The 23,173-nt window shown below is 61.5% G+C and carries 14 protein-coding genes; 5 read left to right on the forward strand and 9 right to left on the reverse strand.

Translation table 11 applies throughout. From position 1 onward, the window contains the following. The first annotated feature begins 309 nt into the window (after positions 1–309). Entirely contained in the window at positions 310–3,039 is a 2,730-nt protein-coding gene (locus tag H597_RS0108290; RefSeq protein WP_028101722.1) for a TonB-dependent receptor, read from the forward strand. A 49-nt stretch (positions 3,040–3,088) separates the two neighbouring features. On the opposite strand, the gene H597_RS0108295 is transcribed toward H597_RS0108290, so the two are convergent. After that, positions 3,089–4,894 (reverse strand): M2 family metallopeptidase, encoded by a 1,806-nt coding sequence (locus tag H597_RS0108295; protein WP_035373550.1) that lies wholly within the window; start codon positions 4,892–4,894, stop codon positions 3,089–3,091. A 59-nt stretch (positions 4,895–4,953) separates the two neighbouring features. Between H597_RS0108295 and H597_RS0108300 the strand changes: the two genes are divergently transcribed. From H597_RS0108300 to H597_RS0108315, 4 genes are all read left to right on the forward strand, one after another. Then, positions 4,954–7,335, forward strand: a complete 2,382-nt coding sequence (locus H597_RS0108300) for a glycoside hydrolase family 31 protein (RefSeq protein WP_028101724.1) — start codon at positions 4,954–4,956, stop codon at positions 7,333–7,335. Between the two features lie 104 nt (positions 7,336–7,439). Continuing rightward, the gene (locus H597_RS0108305; RefSeq protein WP_028101725.1) at positions 7,440–8,765 is read left to right on the forward strand and encodes an MFS transporter; all 1,326 of its coding nucleotides are present in this window, start codon (positions 7,440–7,442) and stop codon (positions 8,763–8,765) included. Positions 8,766–8,906: 141 nt separating this feature from the next. Further along, positions 8,907–10,541 (forward strand): alpha-D-glucose phosphate-specific phosphoglucomutase, encoded by a 1,635-nt coding sequence (locus tag H597_RS0108310; RefSeq protein ID WP_028101726.1) that lies wholly within the window; start codon positions 8,907–8,909, stop codon positions 10,539–10,541. Next, positions 10,477–12,171: an alpha-amylase family glycosyl hydrolase gene (locus H597_RS0108315; protein WP_307579116.1), complete on the forward strand. Its 1,695-nt coding sequence runs from the start codon at positions 10,477–10,479 to the stop codon at positions 12,169–12,171. The genes H597_RS0108310 and H597_RS0108315 overlap by 65 nt, the downstream gene beginning before the upstream one ends. Before the next feature lie 98 nt (positions 12,172–12,269). On the opposite strand, the gene H597_RS0108320 is transcribed toward H597_RS0108315, so the two are convergent. From H597_RS0108320 to H597_RS30230, 8 genes are all read right to left on the reverse strand, one after another. Beyond that, on the reverse strand, positions 12,270–12,779 hold the full coding sequence (locus H597_RS0108320; RefSeq protein ID WP_028101728.1) for an O-acetyl-ADP-ribose deacetylase: 510 nt from the start codon (positions 12,777–12,779) through the stop codon (positions 12,270–12,272). 25 nt (positions 12,780–12,804) lie between these two features. Continuing rightward, positions 12,805–15,570 (reverse strand): alpha-1,6-glucosidase domain-containing protein, encoded by a 2,766-nt coding sequence (locus H597_RS0108325; RefSeq protein ID WP_083941009.1) that lies wholly within the window; start codon positions 15,568–15,570, stop codon positions 12,805–12,807. 62 nt (positions 15,571–15,632) lie between these two features. After that, positions 15,633–16,979, reverse strand: coding sequence for a sigma-54-dependent transcriptional regulator (locus tag H597_RS0108330; RefSeq protein WP_028101730.1), 1,347 nt, complete (start codon positions 16,977–16,979; stop codon positions 15,633–15,635). Beyond that, a complete protein-coding gene (locus H597_RS0108335) occupies positions 16,976–18,667 on the reverse strand; it encodes a sensor histidine kinase (RefSeq protein WP_028101731.1) in 1,692 nt (563 codons plus the stop codon). Before H597_RS0108335 ends, H597_RS0108330 begins: the two co-directional genes overlap by 4 nt. A gap of 66 nt (positions 18,668–18,733) precedes the next feature. After that, entirely contained in the window at positions 18,734–19,531 is a 798-nt protein-coding gene (locus tag H597_RS0108340) for an ABC transporter ATP-binding protein (protein WP_028101732.1), read from the reverse strand. Between the two features lies 1 nt (position 19,532). Continuing rightward, positions 19,533–20,354: an ABC transporter permease gene (locus H597_RS0108345; protein WP_028101733.1), complete on the reverse strand. Its 822-nt coding sequence runs from the start codon at positions 20,352–20,354 to the stop codon at positions 19,533–19,535. Positions 20,355–20,367: 13 nt separating this feature from the next. Continuing rightward, entirely contained in the window at positions 20,368–21,336 is a 969-nt protein-coding gene (locus H597_RS0108350; RefSeq protein WP_028101734.1) for an ABC transporter substrate-binding protein, read from the reverse strand. A gap of 206 nt (positions 21,337–21,542) precedes the next feature. Beyond that, positions 21,543–23,171, reverse strand: a complete 1,629-nt coding sequence (locus H597_RS30230) for a POT-type proton-dependent oligopeptide transporter (RefSeq protein ID WP_051293627.1) — start codon at positions 23,169–23,171, stop codon at positions 21,543–21,545. Between the last annotated feature and the right edge of the window lie 2 nt (positions 23,172–23,173).

Genomic DNA, 23,173 nt, shown 5'->3' on the forward strand with positions numbered 1-23,173 from the left:
TCCCGTTCGAATAACTTATGGGCCCGACAATACACTTAATTTTCGTGTAGTTCCACTACACATCGGTATGCGCAGAGTTGTAGCCGAAATACAACGTGCTTGCCAAAAATCCCAGAGGGAGCCCGCCAATAGAGGCAGAAATACACGGCTGTGATGATGGTCATTCATTGACATCAAATCTAGTTTTAGTACAGAATCCGGCTCAGAGCGTCCGTAAGAGCGTTCGATTTCCAAGGATTCCCGTGTAGTCGAAATAAACCGGTCTGGGCAGGTTGCGGGAAAAAATGTTTAATAAGTGAGGGGACTTTGATGACTATCTTCGCCACCAAGCGAGGCAATACCGCTTTCCGACTGAGCCCGGTTGCGGCCGGCTGTGCTGTTTTCGTATCCGCAATTGCAGGTTCCGCCTACGCGCAGACCGCGGCCACCGGCCAGGCAGCTGAAGCGCCAATGCAATCCGTGACCGTGTCGGGTATCCGCCGCGGGATTGAGGACGCAATCTCGGTAAAGAAAAACGCGACTTCCATCGTCGAGGCCATCTCTTCGGAAGACATCGGCAAGCTGCCGGATAGCTCCATCGCCGAATCCATCGCCCGTCTGCCAGGCCTGGCCGCCCAGCGCGTTGCCGGCCGCGCCCAGAACATTTCCGTACGTGGTCTGTCGCCGGACTTCGCCACCACCTTGCTGAATGGCCGCGAGCAGGTCTCGACCGGTGACAACCGCAGCGTCGAATTCGACCAGTATCCGTCTGAGCTGATCAGCGCAGTGACCATTTACAAGACCCCTGACGCCGGCATGGTCGGCCAGGGCTTGTCCGGTACCCTCGACCTGCAAGCCGTGCGTCCCTTGGCCTTCGGCGCGCGCACCGTGTCCATGAACGCCCGCATGGAAAAGAACTCGATGGGCCGGATCGCCGATACCAGCTCGCGCGGCGGCCGCTTCAGCTTCAGCTACATCGACCAGTTCGCGGACCGCACCATCGGTGTGGCGCTGGGCTTTGCCCACCTGGATTCCCCGGTCCTGGACCAGGAGACCGGCCTGTACGAGCCATGGAAGAACGAGTCCCGTCCAGGCGTGCCTGCCGGTACCAACGTCACCGACGGCATCAAGTCCCTGGCACGCAGCGGCTACAACAAGCGCGACGGCCTGATGGGCGTGCTGCAGTACCGTCCGAACAAGAGCTTCACCTCGATGATCGACGTGTATGCGTCGCGCTTCAAGCATGAAGACACCGCCAACCAGTTCGAAGTACACGTCGGCGGCTACAACGGCGGCTTCACGCCGGGCCTGAACTTCCAGAATGTCACCACCGACAACGGCGCCTTCGCGACCGGCACCGCAACCGGTGTGTATCCGCTGGTGCGCGGCATGTACGACAAGCGCAAGGACGATATCCGCGCTATCGGCTGGAACAATGAATGGAAGCTGAGTGGCTGGTCCCTGGTGGCCGATATCAGCCGTTCCACCGCCAAGCGCGATGAAACGAACCTGGAAAACAACCTGCAGATCAGCGACGCCGCCGGCAACCCATATCTGGATTCCGTCGCCCTGGCACTGCGCACCGGCGGTTTCCCGACCATGGATCCGGGCCGCAACTACAGCGACCCTTCCAGCCTGTATGTGCGCAAGACCATCTACGGTTCGGGCTACGGCAAGACCCCGCATGTGGAAGATACGCTGAACGGCTATAAGCTGGCGGCCAATATCCAGTCATCCGGCGCGGTGGAAAAGTACTTCTCGAGTTTCGATATCGGCGTCCATTACTCCGACCGCAGCAAGGACAAGCGCCAGCCTGAAGGCGATATTCTGCTGAATGGCGCACCGACCACCATTTCCTCCGACCTGATGTACGCGCCGGTCGACCTGGGCTTTGCCGGCGTGGGTACCATCCCTGCCTGGAACGTTCCAGGCGTCGTGTCCAAGTACATGACCTTCGCTCCGGTAGACAACAAGAACTATCTGATCTCGAAGGCCTGGACCGTCAACGAGAAGATCACCACGTCCTTCGCCAAGGCCAATATCGAACACGAGCTGGGCGACGTCAGCCTGCGCGGCAACTTCGGCGTGCAGGTCCAGCACACGGATCAATCGTCCGACGCCAAATACTGGGACGGCACCGCCCCGGTCGGCCAGGAAGTCAAGGCTGTCCACGACGGCAAGACCTACACGGACGTGCTGCCTAGCCTGAACCTGGCTTTCCAGCTGCCGAACGATCATACCGTGCGTATGGCATTGGCCAAGCAGATCGCCCGTCCGCGTGTCGACCAGCTGCGCTCCGCGCTGGACTTCAACGTCAGCACCAACACCTTCAAACCGGGCGGCGAAGGCGGCAATGCCCAGCTGGATCCATGGCGCGCCAAGGCGTTCGACCTGTCGTATGAAAAATACTTCGGCAAGAAAGCCTATGCGGCGGTGGCGTTCTTCTACAAGAAGCTGGACACCTACATCTTCACCCAGACCATGGAGCACGACTTCTCGGCGCAGATTCCTGGCACCAATGCGATCACGCCGATCGGTAACTACAAGGCTCCGTACAACGGCCATGGCGGCATCATGAAGGGCCTGGAGCTGACCGCTTCGCTGCCCCTGAACATGCTGACCCCAGCTCTGGACGGCTTCGGCATGAGCGGCAGCTACTCGTACACCGACAGCGCCATCACCATCGAAGATCCGAACGCGAGCCTGGGCAAGAACATCATGCTGCCAGGCCTGTCGAAGAACACCAGCAATCTGACCGTGTACTACGAGAAGAACGGCTTCGAGACCCGTCTGAGCCAGCGCAAGCGTTCTGACTTCGTGGGAGAGATCGGCAACTTCGCCGGCGAGCGTTCGCTGCGCTACGTGGTGGGCGAGAACATCCTCGACTTCCAGATCGGCTACAGCTTCAGCGAAGGCATGTTCAAGGGCCTGGGCCTGGTGCTCCAGGTGAACAATCTGCGCAACGCCGCCTACGAAACCTACAACGGCAACCGCAACCAGCAACTGGAATACCAGAAGTATGGCCGTACTGTCCTGCTGGGCGCGAACTACAAGTTCTAAGCATCCAGCTGTAAAAAAAATCGGGGGCCGCGGCCCCCGATTTTTGTATTTACTTGGCTTTCGCGGCCAACTGCTTGTTTTGCTCGTCCAGCCAGACTTTCAGCGGGGCGAAGTAATCCAGCAGGGCCTGGCCGTCGATGCGATCTTCGCCGGTGGCGGCCTTCAGCTCTTCAGGCCATGGCTTGGACGTACCCATCTCCAGCATGGACCACAGCTTCTTGCCGGCCTTCTCGCTGCCGTAGATCGAGCATTGGTGCAACGGGCCGGTGTAGCCGGCTTCCTTGCACAGGGCGCGATGGAACTGGAACTGCAGCAGGTGGGCCAGGAAGTAGCGCGCATACGGCACGTCGGCGGCCACGTGGTACTTGGCGCCGGCATCGAAGCCGTCAGGCTGCATCGGCAGCGGGCGCTTCACGCCCATGTACTGCTCGCGCAGCTGCCACCAGCTCTTGTCGTAGTCGGCAGGCTTGGTCTTGCCGCTGTAGACGTCCCAGCGCCATTTGTCCACGGAGTAGCCGAACGGCAGGAAAGCCACCTTGGCCAGCGCGCGCTTCAGCAGCACGCCGATGTCGGCGTTCGGATCCGGGTTCTCGTTCATCAGGCCGACCTTCTTCAGGTAGCTCGGGGTGATGGACAGGGCAATGGTGTCGCCGATTGCTTCGTGGAAGCCGTCGTTGGCGCCGTTGCGGAACAGGTTGGACTGGTTCTTGTAAGCCAGGTCGTAGTAAATGTGGCCCAGCTCATGGTGGATGACGGCGAATTCTTCTTCGGTCGGGCGGATGCACATCTTGATGCGCACATCGTCCTTGCCGTCCATCTGCCATGCGGAAGCGTGGCAAACCACGTCGCGGTCGCGCGGTTTTTCCAGCAGCGAGCGCTGGTAGAAGGTTTCAGGCAGCTTTGGCATGCCGAGCGAGGTGTAGAAACGCTCGCCGTACTGCACCATTTCCTTGGCGCTGGTTTTGCGCTCTTCCAGCACATTACTCAAGTCGAATTTGGAAGCGCCGGTGGCAGGCATCAGCAGCGGGTAGATATTTTCCCAGCTCTGGCTCCACATATTGCCGAACAGGTGGGCCGGGATCGGGCCTTCCAGCGGTACCACGTCCGGGCCGTAGGCTTCGCGCAGCTTGTAGCGCGCGTAGGTGTGCAGGGAATCGTACAGCGGCTTCACTTGCTGCCAGGTGCGTTCCATCTCGGCCGAGAACTGGTCCGGCGTCATGTCGTAGCCCGAACGCCACAGGGCGCCGGTGTCGGCATAACCCATTTCGCGCGCGCCCTTGTTGGACAGTTCGACGTAGTCGCTGTACAGCTTCTTGTAGGAAGGCGACTGCATATGCCAGCCGTTCCACGCGTCCAGCAGGACTTTCGGATCGCGGCTGGTGGCCAGGGTCTTTTCCAGATCGCCCAGGGCCATGCACTGGCGACCGTCGGTCGGGCAGTACTTGGCTTTGCCGTAGGCGCCATTCAGCTTGGCGTTGCCGTCGGCGTAAGCCTGGCGTTCCTTCGGATCCGGCAGCATCAGCGTCAGCTGCAGCAGTTTGATCTTGCGCGCTTCATCGTCGCTCAGTTTGACGCCGTTGAAACGGCGTGCTTCCAGCGCCGCCTGGCCGGCCGCATCCAGCTGCAGCTCGCCGAAATAGGCGGTCAGCGCTTCGGTGTCGTCGGTGATGAAGTTCTGCGCTACCCACGAAGCCTTATTGGCGTCGTCGCTCAGCTTGTCGAACTTTTCTTCGGTCTGCGCGATGAACTTCCTGGCCTCGGCCGGGGTGCCCTTGCCTTTTTTCGGGGCTGGAGCGGCATGGGCGAAGCCCGCTGCCAAGGCCAGTCCCAGTGCCAGAACCAGTGGCTTTTTCATAGTCGTTTTAATCAATTCAATCTCCTCTCTGATAAAACTGCCCGCTAATATAACACCCCATGAAACTCATTAAAATTGCAATCCTGGCCCTTGCCAGCCAGGCCGCCATGGCGCAGAACGCGGAGCGCCATTTCCTCTCTGCCGTACGCAATGGCAATGCCTTCGAAATCGGCACAAGCGACGGCAAATACATCATCCGGCCGTATTCGGCGGCCGTGGTGGAGACCACTTTCATTCCGAACGGCGAAAGCGCCGATCCGGTGTCCCATGCGGTAGTGCTGCCGCCTGCCGATGTGGCCAGCACGCTGCGGGAAGAGGGCGCGATGCTGGAGTTTGCCACCGCGGGTATCGCGGTGCGCGTGGAGAAGCAGCCATTCCGCATCAGCTATGTCTACAAAGGCCAGCCGCTGCTGGCCGAGAAGCGGGGCTACCGCCGCGATGGCACGATGGAAGCGATCGAATTCGCACTGGACGGCGATGAGGCGCTGTACGGCGCGGGCGCCCGCGCCACCGGCATGAACCGCCGCGGCAACCGCTTCCAGCTCTACAACCGGGCCCACTATGGCTACGAGGCCCGTTCGCAGCTGCTGAATTTCACGATCCCGATGGCGCTGTCGTCGAAAAAATACGCGATACACTTCGATAATCCACAGACCGGCTACCTTGATTTCGACAGCAAAAAGGACGGCACGCTGTCTTATGAAACCATAGGCGGTCGCAAGACCTATCAAGTGATCGCCGGCGCGCGGTGGGAAGACGTGCTGGCCAACTACACCAGCCTGACGGGCCGCCAGCCGTTGCCGCCGCGCTGGGCTTTCGGCAATTTCGCCAGCCGTTTCGGCTACCACACCGAAGCTGAAACCAGGGCCGTGGTCGACAAATTCATCGCCGACAAGATCCCGCTCGACGCCGTGGTACTGGACTTGTACTGGTTCGGCAAGACCGTCAAAGGCACCATGGGCAACCTGGCCTGGGACAAGGACAGCTTCCCGAACCCGACAGGCATGATGGCCGACCTGGCGGCAAAGGGCGTGAAAACCGTCGTTATCACCGAGCCCTTCGTGCTGACCACCTCCAAGCGCTGGCAGGAAGCGGTGGACAAGAAGGTGCTGGCCACCGACACCGCAGGCGCGCCCTTCAAGTATGACTTCTACTTTGGCAACACCGGCCTAGTTGACTTATACCGCCCTGAAGGACGCGAGTGGTTCTGGAATATTTACAAGGAACTGAAGGCGGGCGGCGTGGCCGGATGGTGGGGCGACCTGGGCGAGCCGGAAGTGCATCCGTCCGCGCTGCGCCATGGCGGCAGTGGGGAGCTGGGCGCGGACCAGGTTCACAACATCTACGGCCACGACTGGGCGCGCCTGATCGCGGAAGGGTACAGGAAAGACTTCCCGAACGAGCGGCCCTTCATCCTGATGCGCGCCGGCTATTCCGGTTCGCAGCGCTTCGGCATGATCCCCTGGTCGGGCGATGTGCAGCGCAGCTGGGGTGGCCTGCAGTCGCAAATGGAGATCGCGCTGCAGATGGGTATGCAGGGCCTGGCCTATATGCACTCCGACTTGGGCGGTTTCGCCTCGCCGATGCAGGATGACGAGCTGTATGTGCGCTGGCTGCAATACGGCGTGTTCCAGCCGGTGTTCCGCCCGCACGCGCAGGAAGAAGTGGCGGCCGAGCCGGTGTTCCGTGCCGAACGCACCAAGTCGCTGGCGCGCGAAGCGATCCGGCTGCGCTACGCCATGCTGCCGTATAACTACAGCGCGGCCTTCGAGAACAGCCAGACCGGCCTGCCGCTGATGCGCCCCATCATGTTCGAGGGCGGCGACAACGGCGTGGCCTCGACCTACCTGTGGGGCCGCGACTTCCTGGTCGCCCCGGTCACCGAACCTGGCGCGCAGCGCAAGGAAGTGAATTTCCCGGCATCGGCCAAGGTTTGGTTCGACTTCTACACTGGTGCCGCGCACAAGGGTGGCATCAACGAGGTGGTGCCGGTGGCGGTCGAGCATATTCCGGTGTTCGTGCGCGCTGGCGCATTCGTCCCGCTGGCGAATGTGGTGCAGACCACGCGCGACTACAGTACCAGGCAGGTGGAACTGAACTACTACTACGACGCCAGCGCCGGGGCGACCAGCGGCAAGCTGTATGACGACGACGGCGCCACAGCCAACGCCTACGAGCAGGGCAAATACGAAATCGCCCGCTTCGAGGGTGACGCGTCGGCTTCAGGTTTCGGCATCGGTATCGAAACCGAGGTTGGCAAATCCTGGCAGGCCATTTCCCGCGCCTACACCCTGAAAGTTCACAACGTGGCGCGCCGCCCGCGCAGCGTCGAGCTCGATGACAAGCCGGTAGATTCCCGTTGGGATGCCCGCAGCCGCACATTGCAGCTGATTTTGCCGGCGCGTAGTGCAATGAAGGTAAAACTGAGGGTAACTTTGTAGCATGACTACAAATTGAGCCGAAAACACGCGGTTTACGGGCTGTATATGCGTTGACAGCCCTAAACTGCCATGTTATTTTGCTACAAATTATTCGGGGACAGTAGATGCACTCCATCATCAGCAAACCGCGGCTGACCTTCTGGCAGCTGTGGAATATGAGCTTCGGCTTCTTCGGCATCCAGTTTGGCTTCGCGCTGCAGAACACCAATACCAGCCGCATTTTCTCCACTCTCGGCGCCACTCCCGACGAACTGCCGCTGTTCTGGCTCGCCGCGCCGGTCACCGGCCTGCTGGTGCAACCGATTATCGGCTACCTCTCCGACAATACCTGGCACCCGAAATGGGGCCGCCGCCGCCCATTCTTCTTCATTGGCGCGCTGCTGGCGAGTATTGCACTGATCCTGATGCCGAATTCCACCGCGCTGTGGATGGCCATCCTCGTGCTGTGGCTGATGGACGCATCGATCAATATTTCGATGGAACCGTTCCGCGCCTTCGTCGGCGACAAGCTGGACGAATCGCAGCAGACATCTGGCTTTGCGATGCAGACTTTCTTCATCGGCCTTGGCGGCGTGATTGCCTCGCTGCTGCCGACCATCTTCACCGACTACCTGCACGTCAGTAATGAGGTCGTCAACGGCGCCATTCCTGACTCGGTACGCTACTCCTTCTACGCGGGCGCCGCCGCCTACTTCTTCGCCGTGCTGTGGACCGTGCTGAGCGCCGACGAACTGCCGCCGGAAGATGTCGAGAAATTCCGCATGGAGCGCGCGCAGCGCCGCGGCATGCTGTCGTCGCTGAAGGAAGTGTTCGGCGGCTTCGTGCACATGCCGAAAACCATGGTGCAGCTGGCCGTGGTGCAGTTCTTCAGCTGGTTCGCGCTGATGGGCATGTGGGTCTTCACTACGCCTGCGGTGGCGGAAAACGTGTTCGGCACCACCAATGCGCAAACCGCCGTCTTCCAGGAAGCCGGCAACTGGGTCGGCAAGCTGTTCGCTTTGTACGGCGGTGTTTCCGCCCTGGTTGCCTTTGTCCTGCCAAAACTGGCCCACATCACCAGCCGCAAATTCGTGCACATGCTGTCCCTGGTGATTGGCGGCGCGAGCCTGGTCAGCATCGCCTTCATTCACGACAAGAATATGCTGATGCTGCCGATGATCGGCGTCGGCATTGCGTGGGCCAGCATCCTGACCATGCCGTACGCGATCCTGGCAGGCGCGCTGCCTGCCAAGCGCATGGGCTATTTCATGGGCGTGTTCAATTATTTCGTCGTGCTGCCGCAAATCGTCGCCAACCTGGTGCTCGGCCCGGTCATCAAAAACCTGTTCCATGGCCATTCGGTCAACGTGCTGGTATTGGGCGGCGTATCGATGGTGGTCGGCGGCATTGTCACCCTGATCGTCAGCGATTCAGCCAAGAAAGAGGCCTGAGCCTTCCTGCGGCGCGCACCGATCGCGCTATTCGCGGTACAACGGTGAAAGTCGGGGTCAGCTCTGGCAATCGGACATGGCGCGCAGCGCCCTGTCCGATTGCCAGAGCTGACCCCGACTTTCACCCCAGAAGGAGCGAATATGGCAATCCATACGGTAGCAACTTCCCCCATTCCAGGGCAGCGCCCGGGGACCTCGGGACTGCGCAAGAAAGTCGCGGTTTTCCAGCAGCCCCACTATCTCGAAAATTTTGTGCAGGGCGTGTTTGACACGCTCGGCGAAGCCGCCGGCAAAACGCTGGTGCTGGGCGGCGACGGCCGCTATCACAATCGCGCCGCGATCCAGGTGATTCTGAAGATGGCCGCCGCGCATGGTTTCGCGCGGGTGCTGCTGGGGCAAGGCGGTATTCTGTCCACCCCTGCCGCGAGCTGTGTGATCCGCAAACATGGGGCGATGGGCGGTATCATTCTTTCCGCCAGTCACAACCCCGGCGGCCCGGACGGGGACTTCGGCATCAAGTACAACGCCGAAAACGGCGGTCCCGCCCCGGAGGCGCTGACCGAATCGATCTATGCGCGTACGCTGGCGCTGGAACAATATCGCATCAGCGACGCACCGGACATTGATGTCGACGCTGCTGGCGCGCGCTTGACGATCGAGGGCATGACGGTGGCGGTGATCGATCCTGTCGCCGATTACGCCGAGTTGATGGCGCAGTTGTTCGACTTCGATGCCATCCGCCGCTTGTTCGCAGGCGGCTTCACCATGCGTTTCGACGCCATGAACGCGGTCTCAGGGCCGTATGCGCAAGCCATCCTCGAAGGCATGCTGGGAGCGCCTGCCGGTACGGTCATCAATGGCACGCCGCTGGAGGATTTTGGCGGCCTGCATCCCGATCCCAATCCATCCAACGCGGAAGAGCTGATCGATATCATGTGCGCCAATGCCGCGCCCGACTTTGGCGCGGCGTCGGACGGCGATGCCGACCGCAATATGATCGTGGGCCGCAATTTCGTGGTCACGCCATCCGACAGCCTGGCTGTGCTGGCGGCCAACGCCACGGTGGCGCCAGGCTATTCTGACGGCCTGGCAGGCATCGCCCGCTCCATGCCGACTTCGCGCGCCGCCGACCGGGTCGCAGCGGAATTGGGCGTGCCGTGCTACGAGACGCCCACCGGCTGGAAGTACTTTGGCACGCTGCTCGATGCGGGCAAGGCGACTTTATGCGGTGAAGAGAGCTACGGCACCGGCTCGCGCCACATCCGTGAAAAGGACGGGCTGTGGGCCGTGCTGTTCTGGCTTAATCTGCTGGCGGTGCGCGGTACGTCGGTCAAGGAAATCGTCACCGGACATTGGCGGCGATTCGGACGCCATTATTACTCCCGCCACGATTATGAAGCTTTCGCAGCCGACGACGCGCAGTTGCTGATGCAGGATTTGCGCATCAAGCTGACCAATCTGCCAGGACAGAAGCTGAACCATTACGAAGTGCGCTCCGCCGACGATTTCGAATATTCGGATCCAGTGGATGGCTCGCACGCGAGCAAGCAAGGCATCCGCATCATGATGACGGATGGCTCGCGCATCGTGTATCGCCTGTCCGGCACTGGCACGGAGGGCGCGACCCTGCGCGTTTATCTGGAACGATATGAAGCCGATCCCGCGCAGCACGATATCCCGACGCAGCAGGCCCTGGCCGGCCTGATTGCCATTGCAGACAGCGTGGCCAGCATCGCCATGCATACTGGCCGCAGTAATCCATCTGTTATTACATAGGAAAAGCCGAATGAAACTGTCATCCATCGCATTGTCCTTGTTGTTTTCCGCTGGCGCACACAGTGCATTCGCCGCGCCGCCGAAGCCGTTCCTCTGGGAGAATGCGACCGTTTACTTCCTGGTGACCGACCGTTTCGCGAACGGCGACAAGAGCAATGATCTCGCTTATGGCCGCAAGGCCGATGCCGCGCCGCTGCGTGGCTTCATGGGTGGCGACTTCAAGGGACTGACAGCGAAAATCAAGTCCGGCTATTTCGACGACTTGGGCGTGGATGTGATCTGGACAACGCCTCCGGTAGAACAAGTCCATGCCGGGACCGACGAGGGCACAGGAAAATCCTACGGTTTCCACGGCTACTGGGCGCGCGATTTTACGGCGATGGACGCCAATCTCGGCACGGAAAAGGACTTCCGTGATTTCGTCGAAGCAGCTCATGCGCGCGGCATACGCGTGCTGCTGGATGTGGTGATGAATCACACCGGGCCGGTGACGGTTGCCGATCCGGCTTGGCCGGAAGGCTGGGTGCGTACGGAGCCGCAATGCTCGTATAAGGATGTGGCGACCACCGTGAGCTGCACGCTGGTGAAGAACCTGCCCGATTTCCGTACCGAGAGCGATGCGCCGGTTGAATTGCCGGAGGCGCTGGCAGCCAAGTGGAAGTCCGAAGGGCGGTACGAACGCGAGACGAAGGAGCTGGACGATTTCTTCGCGCGCACCGGCTATCCGCGCGCACCGCGCTACTACCTGATGAAGTGGCATGCGGACTGGGTGCGCAAGTTCGGCATCGACGGCTTCCGCGCCGATACGGCCAAGCATGTCGAGCCGGGCGTATGGGCGGAATTGCGCAAGGTGGCGCTGGCGGCGCACGATGAATGGAAAAGCCTGAATCCGAAGCAGGTGCTGGGCGATGGCCGCTTTTTCATGGTGGGGGAGGTGTACAACTACAACATCGCGCACGGCCTGGACTTCGACATGGGGGGCGGCGCGAAAGCGAATTTCTACGCCAACGGCTTTGATGGCTTGATCAACTTCGGCATGGTGCACGATGCGAAGGGTGATTACGAGTCCCTGTTCGGCAAGTATGCGACGCAGCTGGCGGGGCCGCTGAAAGGGTACACGGTCATGAACTACATGGATTCTCACGATGACGGCAATCCATTCGATCCCGCCCGACAGAAGCCTTTCGAGACCGCGAACAAGCTGCTTCTTGCGCCGGGCGCAGCGCAGATTTACTACGGCGACGAGATTTCACGGCGCCTTGACGTGGCCGACGCGAAGGGCGATGCGAAGCTGCGCTCGTTCATGAATTGGGGCGACTTGAAGGCGAACGCAAAAATACGGGCGCATTGGGCGAAGCTTGGAAAATTCCGTCAACAGCATCCGGCGATCGGTGCTGGCGAGCATAAGAAACTGGCGGACGCACCATACACCTTCAGCCGCGTGCGTGGCGACGATAAGGTTGTCGTCGCGCTGGACGTGAAGACCGTGCAGCCAGTCGATATTGCCGTCGGCGGCGTATTCGCCGATGGCGCAAAAGTGAGGGATGCCTATTCGGGCCTTTCATATACCGTGAAAAACGGTGCTGTCCATACCAACGGTAAGAACGCTACTATTTTGCTGGCACAGTAAGACCGCCTGCAGCGCAAGCGATCGACTAAGCTTGGGGGTACGTAGTTGGCAAGCCTACGTACCGGCAAGTCATTCGCCGTTGGAGAGTGAAGGCTGTTTCATTGTTTGAGAATCGCTTCGTAGACTGCAAGGTCAGCTTGCGAAAAGCAGCAGAAGATGACTTCTTGAATGCCTGGGAATTGCTCGACAGCTGTGCGCACTGTCGATACGGCCAGATTGGCGGCCAACTCGATCGGGTAGCCATAGATGCCCGTACTGATGCTGGGGAATGCCAGCGAGACGGAACCGTGCTTTGCTGCTAACTCGACGCTGCTGCGATAGCAGGCCGTCAAGAGCTCCGGCTCACCATTTGTGCCGCCGCGCCAAACCGGTCCGACAGTATGGATGATGTGCTTGGCCGGCAGCCGGTAGCCCTTCGTCAATTTTGCCTGGCCAGTCTTGCAGCCACCGAGGAGTCGACATTCGTGGACTAGGTCTGGCCCCGCAGCGCGATGGATTGCGCCGTCAACGCCGCCTCCACCCAATAGCGAAGAGTTGGCTGCATTGACGATTGCATCGACCGGCATTTTAGTGATGTCGCCTTGAATTGCGCGGAGTATAGTTGACATGGTTGGACGGCCCTGGCCGTAAAGATTATTCGACGAATACTATTGCCGTCCTCGCTGGAATGGTGAAGCTGCCTTTTATTGCATCGTAGCGCGCTTCCATCGCGCGCTTGTCGCCGGCCTGCGCCGCAGCCTGCACCGGATGCAGGCGATATGCTTTTCCGGCCTCGCCGGGGGAAGTAATCGTTTGCTCCGCCTTATCGACGTTGATGAAGTACGCCACGGTGCGGAACCCCGCGCCCTCATAGCCTGAACCATCCAGCCTCGCCGCCACGACGCTTGCTACCTGGCCCGGCCCGGTATTGAGGAAATGCAGGCGCTGCCGGATGTCCTGGGCCGTCCGCATGCGGAAAAGCGTGCTGCTTGCGCGAATGCGCAGCAAATCGCGGAAGGTATCGCGCGCAAAAGCGATATCGACGGGCGTCGGCTTCAGCGCGGCATTGGCAAGCAAAGGCTGGATCAGGGCGTAGTCCTTGCCGTTGTCGGCTGCCGGTGGCAGGCCGGAGCCGAAGTAATTGGTCTGGTAGGTCCAGTCGATACGGTTGAACCAGTCGCCCGATTCAAAGCTGTTGCGGTCCATCGACTTGGAGCGCAGGATATCAAAGCCCGCATGATAGTAGGCTACTCCCTGCGAGAATGCGTTGATCGCCGCCGCCAGCATCTGCACGCGTGCCCGGTCGGCGCTGGTGGTTGCCAGCGGCAGCTTGAAGGCGTCGATGTCGTACAGCGTCTGGTTATCGTGGTTCTCCACATAGTTGACCACTTCGCCCGGCTGGCTCGCGTAGCCGGCGGGCTGGCTTCCGCCGTAGGGGATAGTCTGCAGTTCCTTCGTCTCGCCGGTATAGGTCTGCATGCGATAGCTGCGGATCGAACCGGCCAGCCCCACTTTCACCAGGTCGGAAGCGGCCAGCAGATCCGCCACCGGACGCAGTCCCGCGTTGGCGTTCGGGTCGTACACCAATCCGTTGACGTAGCCTTGCAGGGCAATCATTTGCGGCCCCGAGTCGCCTGCGCCGCCGCCGCGGACGGCATCGCGTGCACGGTCGCTGAATGTGCCGATCCCGCTGCCATTCAGCGACAGCTGCGAAGCCTGTACGAAGCGCGCACCATCCGCTACTTCCCCGAAATTCCAGCCTTCGCCGATCAGGTTCACATGGCGCCCGGCGGCCTTGTTGACGCGCGACTGGAGCGCCTCCATCGCCGCGCGCGGCTGGTGGCCCATCAGGTCGAAGCGGAAGGAGTCGATGTGGTAGTGCTTTGTCCACAGTTCGGCCGAGTCGATCATCAACTTGGCCATCATGCGGTTCTCTGTGGCGGTGTTGAAGCAACAGCTTGAATTCTCTACGTCGCCTTTCAGGTTAAGCCGCTGGTAGTACCCTGGGACGATGCGGTCCAGAACGGAACGTTCATGCTGGCCGCCCCGATAAGTGTGGTTATAGACCACGTCGGTGCCGACCCGCAGGCCGGCCTTGTGCAGTGCCATCACCATTTCGCGCAACTCGATGATGCGGCGCGCACCGTCGGATGCGTCAGTACTGTAGCTGCCTTCCGGCGCGTTGTAATGCCATGGATCGTAACCCCAGTTATAGCAGTCCTTCAGGGCGTTATCGCCGACGATTTTCTGCTGCTGGTCGCTGTCCGGCGCCCCATGGACGACCGGCGAGACGCAGCCTTTTTCCGGTACGCTACCAAGGTCATACACCGGCAGCAGGTGCACGTCGGTCAGCCCAGCCCTGGCCAGCATCGCCAAGTGCTTCATGCCGCTGGAGCCGGTTTCGCGGAAGGCTGTGTATTTGCCGCGATTCATGGCGCTGACCGAGAGGTCGTTGATCGAGAAGTCGCGCACATGCAGTTCGTAGATCGACATGTCCGGCTGCGCCTTCACCGTGGCCGGTGGCTGGTCTTTGTTCCAGCCTGCGGGTGCCAGGCGCGGGTCGGCCAGGTCTGCAATATAGCTGCGGGCGGAGTCGGCGGCCAGGCTGACCGAGTAGGGATCGGTAACCAGATTGCGCACCAGGCCCGTCCTGGGGGCCACCACATCCACCACATATTTGTAGTAGTGGCCGGACAAGTTGCCGCGCGCGCTGGCGGACCAGATACCGGTCTTCGTATCGGCGTGCATGGCGGTGATCGATTTTGCTTTGCTGCTGCCGGTGTCGAACACGCACACGGCTACGCGCTGCGCGGTCGGCGCCCACAGTTTGAAACCCGTGCTGCCTTTGCCTGCGGTAGCGCCGAGATCGGGGACCTGCTCGGCGGCTGCGTAGAGGTCATCCAAGGCCCCCGGGACTTGCAGTGCGGTCGCGTCGCGCACGGTGCCATCCGGGTGTTGCTGCACCAGTACCAGCTGCTTGGCCAGCAAGGTTGGCAGGCGGGCGTGGTCGGCGGAGGGAAGCGCCAATACCACGCCGTCGCCGGTATATTTGAAGCGTGCGGCCAGCCCCGGTGCCAGCGGCGCGGTAGTTGCGCTCAGTTCCAGTGCTCCGTCGGCGCCGCCGACGGTTCCGCCTTGCGGCGCGCTGATGCCGGCGGCTGTGGCGTAATAGAGTTTGAAGCTGCCTTCAGCCTCGATCCCGGTCCATTTGGCCAGCCGTCCATCGAGCCACAGGGCGCGCGCATCGAAGCCTTGCGTGCGTGCCAGGACAGTTTCGTGTGGGCCTTCGCAGGAAGCCAGCGTGGCGGGTGTCGCGGCGCCCGGCGAGGCGGTAAGGGCCGTGGTTGGTGCAGCCAGGGCCTGCGATGCGATGCTGGCTGCAAGCGCCGCCAGGGCCGCCGTTAAGTAACGCTGCTTCATGAAGTCTCCGTAGTAGTGGTGCTACAGAAATCTTATCGCAAAGCGTGTAGTTATACTACATTTCAATCGCGCTGGATCTGGTGCTTTTTCAATTTGTCGTACAAGGTCTTGCGCGGCAGGAGGAGGCGATCCGCAGCCAGGGCCACGTTGTTGTCCGCAGCCGCCAGCGCCCGCAGGATCAGGTCACGTTCAAAGGCGTCGACCTGCTGCGGCAGTGAGGCTTGTTCGGCATCCACTGCTGCGGGGACGATCGCCGCGGCGCTGGCGATACTGTTTGCCGGGGCGGCCGGGGGCACAAGTCCAAGCGTAAGCCGTTCCGCGAAATTGCGTAGCTCGCGTACATTTCCCGGCCAGTCGGATGCCTGCCATGCTGCCATCTGCTCCGCCGTCCATTGTGGCAGGGGGCGCTGGTAGCGCTGCGCCGCTTCCGCGACAAAGTGCGCCAGCAGCAGCGGAATGTCCTCGCGCCGGTCGCGCAAGCGCGGCAAGTCGATGCTGATCACGCCGATCCGGTAATACAGGTCTTCGCGGAACTGGCCTTGCGTCGATAAGGCCAACAGGTCCGCCTTGCTGGCGGCGATGATCCGGCAGTCCAGTGCGACGGACTCGTTGCCGCCCAGCCGCTCAAGGCGCCGCTCCTGCAGTACGCGCAGCAGCTTGACTTGCAATGCCATGGGCATGCTCTCGATCTCGTCGAGGAACACCGTGCCGCCGTTGGCGTATTCAAGCTTGCCGATGCGGCGCTTCTGGGCGCCGGTGAATGCCCCTGGTTCATGGCCGAAGATCTCGCTTTCGAACACGGACTCCGGCAAGGCGCCGCAATTGATCGCGACGAAATTCCCTTTCCGTCCGCTGGCCGCGTGGATCAGGCGCGCCATCACTTCCTTGCCGGTGCCGGTCTGGCCGTTGACCAGGATATCGACGCTTGTCGGCGCGATGTTGCGCACCACGACCTTCAAGTGCTCGATGGCTTCGGAGCGGCCGATCAGGTCCGGCATGTCGGGATGCTGTGCGCGTTCGCTGCGCAGTTGGCGGTTCTCCAGCACCAGGCTGCGCCGCTCCTGGGCGCGTTTGACGGCATCCATCAGCCGTTCGGATGAGAAGGGCTTTTCAATGAAATCGTAGGCGCCCGCGCGCATTGCTGCCACGGCCATGCTGACATCGCCGTGGCCGGTGACCACGATGACGGGCAATTCGGCATCCAGCGCCGCGATGCTTGCCAGAAGATCCAGGCCGGAGCGGCCGGGCAAGCGCACGTCGGTCACGACCACCCCGGGAAAATCGGCCTGCAACAGAGGCGTCGCTTCTTCCGCGCTGGCACAAGCCTGCACAGCGAATCCGCCCAGTTCCAGTGTTTGCGAAGTGGCGAGGCGCAGCACGGCCTCGTCTTCAACCAATAGCGCCTTCATTTGCCCGTTCCTTCCTGAATAAGGGGTAAGCGTAACTCAAACTGCGCTCCGCCGGATGCCATGTTATGCGCCGTCAGCCGCCCATTCATCGCTTGTACGATGGAAGACGAAATCGCCAGCCCAAGCCCCAGACCTTGCCCGGCAGGCTTGGTGGTGAAGAAGGGCTCGAAGAGGTGAGCCGCCGCTTCCTGCTGAATCCCGGGGCCGTTATCGATGATGCGCGCGACGCCTTCGCTGCCTTCACGGGCCAGAAATACGGAGACGCGCGGCTGCGGCGTCGCTTCAACCGCATCCAGTGCATTGCGCAGTAAGTTGATCAGGACCTGTTCGATGCGCACCACGTCGCCCGCCACTGTCAGCGGTGCGGCGCCAGTGTCGATCTCCAGCACGACATTGCGCCGCTTGCTTTCGCTCTCCAGCAGGAAAGCCGAACTGCGTACTGCGCGCCCCAAATCCACGGGACCGACCGCTTCGTCCTTGCGGGCGAAGCCCTTCAACTGGCTGATGATGGCGCCCATGCGTGCACTGGCATCGCTGATGTGCCCCAGGTTGCTGGCCGCCTGCTCCGGCTGGCCGCGCTCCAGGAAGGTGCGTGCGTTGTCGGCAAAGGCGCGGATCGCCGCTAGTGGCTGGTTCAATTCATGCGTCATGCCCGCCGCCATCTGGCCCAGCATGGCGAGTTTTCCCGCCTGCACCAGCTCATTCTGCGTCGTGCGCAGGATGCGGTTGGTTTCGCTGAGCTGTTGCGTGCGCTGGGCGATGCGGCTTTCCAGTTCGCGGTCAAAGGCCAGGCGCTCTTCGCGGCGGCGGCGGCGCTGGTGCATGGCCCAGTAGGATATTGCGCCGCAAGCCAGGAGTAGCGCCGCCGACAGCGCCCAGTAGATGCCGCCGCGAACCACGCGCAGCTGGTTGGGGAAAATCATCAGCTGCCAGCCCAGGCGGCCCACTTCCTGCGTGACGCGCGGGCCGGGATCGCGCGCCAGCGGTGTAACTTGGTGGCCGATATATTGCTGCGTGCTGGCCAGTTCCGCCAGGGCGCTGGCTGGCAGCGGCGCCAGGCTGTGGTAGCGCCAGGCGGCGCGGTTGCTGAGGAAGATCACGCCGTGGCGGTCGGCCAGCAGGATCGGGTCTTCGCTGCTGTTCCAATTGTGTTCCAGTTCGGCGAGGCTGATCTTGACTGCGATGACGCCGGCGATCTCGCCGTGCCGGGGCACCGGCTGCGAGATAAAGTAGCCGGCTTCGCTGGTGCTGGTGCCGATGCCGTAGAAGCGGCCGGCTTCGCCTTTCAGTGAAGCCTGGAAGTAAGGGCGGTAAGAGAAATTCTTGCCGGTGAAACCGCGCGGCTGGTCCCAGTTGCTGGCGCCGAGCGTCAGGCCGCTGCGGTCCATCAGGTACAGCGCACCGACCTTGGCTTGCTGCTGGATGGTTTGCAGGGTCTGGTTCAGGCGGGTGATGGCGTCCTGGTCGTTCGGGTGGGCGAGGGCGTTGGCCAGGTCGGGCTGCCGGGCCAGGACGAAGGGCAGGGTTTCGAAGCGTTCCAGTACCGATTGCAGTTCCGGCGCCATGAGTTGCAGTTGGCGCCGGCCCTGGGCCAGCTGTTCGTTGCCGGCGCGGTGGGCGCCGATCAGGTAGGCGGCTGCGATGACGATTGCGGCCGCGGGAAGCAGCAGGAGGTGGGGTTTGCGCATGTGTGCAATTCTAAACCGGTAATCCAGGGCCAGGCCCCAGGGCCTGACCCGGCCGCGGAGCGGGGTTTAGTCGACTGCCGCCATGCGCAGTTCGTCGCTGTGATGGCGCTGCTGCTCTTCCATCACCAGCGCGCCAAGCTCGCGTTTGAGCGCGTTGAACTCGGCCGACGCGGGGTCGCGCAGGCGCGGCAGTTCGACAATCATGTCGCGTTTGACTGTACCGGGACGGTAGGTCATGACCACGATACGGTCGGCCAGGTAGATGGCCTCTTCGATACTGTGGGTCACGAAGATGATGGTTTTCTTCAGTTCCGACCAGATGCGCAGTAACTCGTCCTGCAGGTTGCGGCGGGTGAGGGCATCCAATGCACCGAACGGTTCATCCATCAGCATGATCGGCGAATCAAGTGCCAGCACGCGCGCAATCGCCACGCGCTGGCGCATGCCGCCGGACAGGTCTTTCGGATAACGGTTGCGGAAGTCCGACAGCGACAGCATGGACAGCAGCTGGTCCACGCGCTGCTTGATTTGGGCCTGCGCCATGCCCTTGATTTCCAGGCCGAAGGCGATGTTCTTTTCCACCGTCATCCAGGGGAACAGCGCATATTCCTGAAACACCATGCCGCGTTCCGGCCCCGGACCGGTGACCAGCTGGCCGTCGGCCGTAATCGCGCCGCTGGAGGGGAGCGAGAAGCCGGCGATCGCATTCAGCAGCGTCGATTTTCCGCAGCCCGATGGGCCCAGCAGGCAAACGAATTGGCCGTGCGGGATTTGCAGGTTGATGTCGCGCAGCGCCACGACTTCGCGGTTGTCGGTCTTGAATACCTTGTTGACGCCTTTGACGTCGATATGGGTTGCGCTCATTTCAGTTCTCCAGGCCGCGGTGCCAGCGCAGCAAGTGATTATTCAATTTGTTCATGCCGATATCGATCGCCAGGCCAAGCAGGCCGATGCTGATCATGCCGGCGATGATCTTGTCGGACCAGAAGTACTCGCGTGCCTCAAGGATGCGGAAACCGAGGCCGTTGTTCACGGCGATCATTTCCGACACAATCACCACGATGAAGGCGGTGCCGATGCCGATGCGCACGCCGGACAGGATGTAGGGTACGGCAGCCGGCAACATCACGCGCAAGAACATGGTGCTCTGGCTGACGCCCAGGTTGTGGGCGGCGCGGACATAAATGCCGTCCACCTGGCGCACTCCGGCGATGGTATTCATCAGCACGGGGAAGAAAGCGCCCAGTGCAATCAGGAATACCGCGGGTGCGTTGCCCAGGCCGAACCACAAGATGGCCAGCGGAATATAGGCGATCGGAGGAATCGGACGCAGCACCTGCAGCAAGGGGTTGAGCCAGTCGTACATACGCTTGCTCGAACCCATGACCAGGCCGAAAGGCAAGGCCAGGCCGGCGCCGACGGCAAAGCCGACCAGCACGCGGTACATGCTGCTGACGGTATCGCCAATCAGCTCGCCGGAGAGCGCCCAGGCCAGCCAGGAACTGGCAGCCGGATCGTACGCTTGCAACGGCAGCAGGTATTCGACCCACTTGGTCACCACGGCCCACGGCGAGGGCAGCACTTGCGGATTGATCCATTCAAGCGAAGCGCATACCTGCCATATTGCGATCAGCAGGACGGGCACGACGGAGCCTGCGGCAACCTGGCGTAAATTCATTTTTGCCATGATGGACTCCGCCTTATTTGATGTTCAGGCTTTTCTTGGCTTCGTCCAGCAGGTCGGTCTTGACCCACTCGGTGGCCACGGGCGCCTTGCGCATTTTGCCCACGCCGGTCTTGTTCATCACATCGGTGGTGATCTGGATGTGCTGCGGCGAGATATCATAGGTGTACGGCGAATTGGAGATCGCGTCCTGGAAATCGTCGGAGGTGATCTGGCCTTTGAAGATTGCGTTGCGCACGTACTTCTCGGCGGCCGGCTTGTCGTCGATGAAGGTCTTGGTGGCCTGTACGAAGCAGCTCATGAACTTGGCGGCAGTGGCGCGGTGGGTGGTGTAGAACTTTTCGCTCATGACCAGGGTGCGCACCGGCTCGCCGATCGGGGTGTCATACGGCTTCATGACTTCCACGCCGTAGCCTTTGTTGATGGCTTGCGAGGATTGCGGCTCCGATTGCATGATGGCGTCCAGGTTCTTGCCGAGCAGGGCCTGGTTCAGATCGGCGAAGGCGAGGAATACCAGCTGCACGTCCTTGCCCGGCTGGTCGGAGAAGCTCAGGCCGGCCTGCGCCAGTTCGGCTGCCAGCAGCACTTCGTGGATGCCGCCGCGCGTCACGCCGACTTTCTTGCCCTTCAGGTCCTTGATGGCCTTGATGCCGCTGTCGGGGCGCGCGACCAGGCGCGCGCCACCTTTGGCGAAACCTGCGACAACATAAATCGGGGCGCCATTGGCGCGGCCCTGGATGGCGGCTTCGGACGCGGTGGCGCCGACATCGAGCTCGCCGGCCAGGATGGCCTGCATCACGTCCGGGCCTTTGGCGAAGACGTGTTCTTCAACCTTGATGCCGCACTTGGGGGCGATTTCCTTGATATACGAGACGGCGCCGTAGTGGGCGAACTTCAGGTTGCCGAGGCGGACAACTTCCTCGGCGTTGGCAGTGGTGGCGAAAGCTGCGGCCACGATGATGGATGCAAGTTTGAGCTTGGTCATGCTGGGTCTCCTCGACAAGGGTGTGTTTTGACCAGCAATTAGCAGCTTCCATGCCAGCAGCGGGCGGCATGGCAAGTGCTTGATTTTATTGGTGCCGGCTAGGCGATGAGCGTTGCCGGGAAACCCAGGTGCGGCGGAAATCCGGAATTGCGGCGGCGCCTTGTGCGGATTGCCGCCGTATCGCGCCGCCTCCTGCGGAATGCGTGTCAGGCTTTTTGCGCTTCAGGCGTGGTGCCGTAGCAGACTTGCGGCTCCGGTTCCTTGCGGTAGAAGTCCACCATCCTGTAGCGCATTGCATAGAGCGCGAAGCAGCCCGCCACCAGGGCGGCGAAGGCGGCGAAGAAGTACATCTGGAAGGCCATGACCGAGAAGCCGGTGGTCTTGATATATGCCGATACGGCATCGTTCTTCACGCCCGCGTTCAGGATCAACACCCACAGGTTGCCGACGGTGACCGCCAGGTACCAGAGCGCCATGATCACGCCCTTCATTGAAGACGGCGCCTGGGAATACGCGAACTCCAGGCCGGTGGCGGAAACCAGCACCTCGCCAAAGGTCAGCAGCGCATACGGCAGGATCTGCCACGCCATCGATACCGGCGTGCCGCCATCCATGACCACCTGCAGCGTGCCGATCACCACCCACGCCAGCGCGGAGACGAGGATGCCGGTGCCCATGCGGCGCAGCGGCGTCGGCTCGATGCCCAGCTTGCGCAGCAGCGGGAACAGCGCGATGTTGTTAAAGGGGATCAGCAGCATCACCAGCAGCGGGTTCAGCGCCTGCATCTGCGCCGGCACGAAGGAGAACGACCAGCCCAGGAATTCGTAGGTCGGATGCACCATATCGTTGGCCTGCACAATCCAGGTGGATGCCTTCTGGTCGAACAGGGACCAGAACGGCGTCACCATGGCAAACACGATAAAGATGCGCAGCACTGCACGCACGCCGTCCACCGCTTCGTCGCTATGCTTGCCGCGCGCGCGTTCCAGTTGCATCGACGTGCCGATGCCGCCGAACGCCATGACCAGCACCAGGGCGGTACAGGCTGCGATCACGAAGCCCCAGGACGGCGTCATCGCCAGCGATACGACGCCGGCCACCACCCCAATCAAGGCAACCGTCAGGCCCGGACGCGATTGTCCCGGCATGGCCGACATCAGGGCAGTCCTGGCGACGCGCGTGAAGGATTCCTTGCTCGGTTCCGAGGGAGGAATGTGCACATACTTGTTGCGGCCCAGCCAGAATACGATGGTGGCGATGAACATCAGGATGCCGGGAACGCCGAATGCCACGGCCGGACCGAAGTCTTTCAGGAAGATCGGCATCAGCAGGGAGGCAAAGAAGGAACCGAAGTTGATGCTCCAGTAGAAAGCGTCGAACACCACCTTGGCCTTCTTCTTGTTGGTCTGGTCGAACTGGTCGCCGACGAAGGACACCACCAGGGGCTTGATGCCGCCCGAACCGAAAGCGATCAGGAACAGGCCGAAGTAGAAGCCATTGAGGTTGGCTTCAAAGAGCGCCAGGCAGGCATGTCCCGCGCAGTAGATCAGCGAGAACCAGAACACCGTGTTGTATTTGCCGAAGAAGCGGTCCGACAGCCAGCCGCCCAGCAGCGGGAAGAAGTAGACACCGATCACGAAGGTATGGAAGACGTGCTTCGCTTCGTTGGCGCGGTGTTCCGCCGGGATGAACAGCAGCAGGGTACTGATCAGGAAAGGCACCAGGATATTGCGCATCCCGTAAAAGCTGAAACGCTCGCAGGCTTCGTTGGTGATGATGTACGGGATTTGCCGGGGCATTGGCCCGTTACCCTGTTCCAGTTCCTGCGTCGACATGA

It is taken from the genome of Pseudoduganella violaceinigra DSM 15887 (assembly GCF_000425385.1).
GTDB lineage: Bacteria > Pseudomonadota > Gammaproteobacteria > Burkholderiales > Burkholderiaceae_D > Rugamonas > Rugamonas violaceinigra.